General features: G+C 39.5%; 1 protein-coding gene. It reads right to left on the bottom strand.

What is annotated here, in order from left to right:
* Positions 1–16: 16 nt before the first annotated feature.
* On the bottom strand, positions 17–618 hold a 602-nt coding region (locus tag EUBHAL_RS14380), incomplete at its 5' end, for an IS3 family transposase (RefSeq protein ID WP_005351814.1).

The following is a 618-nucleotide window of genomic DNA, read 5'->3' as shown; positions in this document are numbered from 1 at the left end:
ATATCGGGCAACATTTTTATGCCGCCAATCGTTGCTTTTCATGAAATTCCATTGGTGTTAAGACTCCAAGTCCTCTCTGTGGCCGGTCGTTTGTATAGTAATCTATATATTCTGTGATTGCTTTCTCTAATTCTTCTCTGCTCTCAAATTTCTTCCCATAATACATTTCCCGTTTCAAGATCCCCCAAAAGCCTTCCATTACTCCGTTATCTGTACAGTGGGCTACCCTCGACATACTCTGTACCATTCCTGCTTCTTCCAATTTCTGATGAAATCTTCGGGAGGTATACTGATATCCTCTGTCACTGTGAAAAATAGGATGGGCTCCTGGATTTGCCTTTACTGCTTTATCAAAAGTTTCAAATACCAGCGCATTATTATTACTATCCCCAATAACATATGCAACAGGCCGTCTATCACATAAGTCTAATATAGCGCTTAAATATACTTTATGCACACTGTCTAAGGTATTTCCATACTTGAATTCCGTTACATCGGTAACCCATTTCTCATTAAGGTGTTCCGCCTTAAATTCTCTATTAAGAATGTTTTCTGCAATAAATGCTGGGTTGTTTGATGCTCTGGTACAGCCATTATACCGGCTCTTTAAGTTGGACC

Origin of the sequence: Anaerobutyricum hallii DSM 3353 (assembly GCF_000173975.1) — a bacterium.
Classification (GTDB): Bacteria; Bacillota; Clostridia; order Lachnospirales; family Lachnospiraceae; genus Anaerobutyricum; species Anaerobutyricum hallii.
The sequence above is the reverse complement of the archived record's forward strand: the minus strand, read 5'-3'. Positions and strand labels throughout refer to the sequence as shown.